Origin of the sequence: Pseudoalteromonas sp. Z1A6 (genome assembly GCF_011378745.1) — a bacterium.
Lineage (GTDB): Bacteria > Pseudomonadota > Gammaproteobacteria > Enterobacterales > Alteromonadaceae > Pseudoalteromonas > Pseudoalteromonas arctica.
The window spans coordinates 1-1,678 of the sequence record NZ_WTKW01000551.1 but is presented as its reverse complement, the minus strand read 5'-3'; the positions used below and the strand labels follow the sequence as shown (position 1 = coordinate 1,678).

Genomic DNA, 1,678 nt, shown 5'->3' with positions numbered 1-1,678 from the left:
AGTTTAGTGAAATTATTAAATAGTTTCGCCTGTCTTATATCTGCAAGTATGAGCGCTATTTATATGAAAATTTCATCTGATTGATGTATTCAGAGCTATTGCATCTTTTTAAAGCGTCAAATATAAAATTATAAGAGGTAAATAATGGAATTTACGAATAAACGCACCATCCTAATTTCAGCATCTTTATTGTTAGTGTTGGCCATATCACAGGCTATTTCTTCTGCCCTTTATAGTGCAGAAATTAGCTTTTCAAGGCAGTTTTCATGGGGGCTAGAAGCACTAGTATTTACTGTGCTTGCTGCCTTTACTGGTACAGCAATGGTACAAGCAAAACATTCTCAACTAGGATGGTCGGCTATCGCCTTTAGTGCGGTACTTAACCTAGTACAGGTAAGTATTGGCCTTACATTGTTTTCTACATTTGGAAAAGTAGCGGGTACCGTAGAAGGCGCACAACCTTTAATTGGTGGCGTGGTTTCTTTGTCATTCATGATTTACTACGCAGCTAAAATATTATTAGGACTAGCAGCACTTGTTTTTGGCCTGTCTTACTTAGCTAAAGGTGGCAAAGCCATTGGCGGGCTTACAGCCTTAGCAGGCGGAGTTGCCATGCTTGCCAATGGTATTTTAATTACCTTTGGCCGTGATGGATTTCTTCCATCAGCTGTTGCTGGCGCTTCAGGTATGATTGCAACGTTACTTTTAGCGATATGCTTAATAAGCCTTTACCGCAAACAAAACTAAGGCTTAATACCTTTCAAGTAAGCTATTCATTTGAATAAAGTATAAACATCGGCGTGTATTAGATATTCTAATTCGCCGATGTTTTATGTTTAAAGCATTCGCCTAGCGTACCTCAAGTTAATGCCTACTTTCGTAAACTAAGATTAATTCACAAAGAGGATATGAGGCGCTGCGCTTTTAGAGGGTAAAAATAGCTAATATCAAAACCTTTTAACCAATTTATGTTCTGATGTATGAAGTCAACATTTGACCCCTTTAGATTCTTATTTCCCTAATTAATACCTTTAGATTCAATAGCATTGAAGATATCTTCCCATTTCATAGCAAAAACTTTAACACCTTCAACGTTGTCGATTACATTCTGCATTTCACTTAAATACCAGCCTTTAGACAAAAATAACTCTGAAGTAAGAACTATCAATATTTTGTTTTTAAAACCACTTTTCTCAAGGAACTTTGCTTGCCTTATAAGCTGAGTACCAGCGCTTGTAAATTTACTTCCAATTTTATTTTCGATTAACACGATTGTATTTTCGCTTTTAGAAAACGAAAGTAAATCTGCAGGCATCTGCCCCCATATATCTACAGTTTCTGAATCTGAAAAAAGAGGATATTCACAATAAAATGGGGTTGAGCAATTAATATATTCTGAAGAACAAAGTTTGTCAGATAAATATGGAATTGAATAAAGGTTAACACTACCCCAGTCAATAGAGCTATTTGCATGATGATAGGCCAATAACGAGCTCAACTCTGTCTCATTACTCGCTTTAAGACCTGTAATTGGATCTACCATTTCATTAGGAATACTTTGGATGAATTTTCTTTTTGTTGTCAATTGAAGACTCCTTGCCTTAAAAATTAATCGTTCAGTAGATTAATTCTTTATTTCCTCTGAGGTTAATCTCAAAAACATTAAATGTAAAAGGCT

2 protein-coding genes are annotated in these 1,678 nt (G+C 35.6%); one reads left to right on the top strand and one right to left on the bottom strand.

Annotated features, from left to right (window positions below; translation table 11 throughout):
* Window positions 1–144: 144 nt before the first annotated feature.
* Window positions 145–747: a thiamine biosynthesis protein ThiC gene (locus GQR46_RS19385; protein ID WP_165742166.1), complete on the top strand. Its 603-nt coding sequence runs from the start codon at window positions 145–147 to the stop codon at window positions 745–747.
* Window positions 748–1,018: 271 nt separating this feature from the next.
* Here the strand turns inward: GQR46_RS19385 and GQR46_RS19380 are convergent, their stop codons facing one another.
* Window positions 1,019–1,585, bottom strand: coding sequence for a PD-(D/E)XK nuclease family protein (locus GQR46_RS19380; protein ID WP_165742165.1), 567 nt, complete (start codon window positions 1,583–1,585; stop codon window positions 1,019–1,021).
* Between the last annotated feature and the right edge of the window lie 93 nt (window positions 1,586–1,678).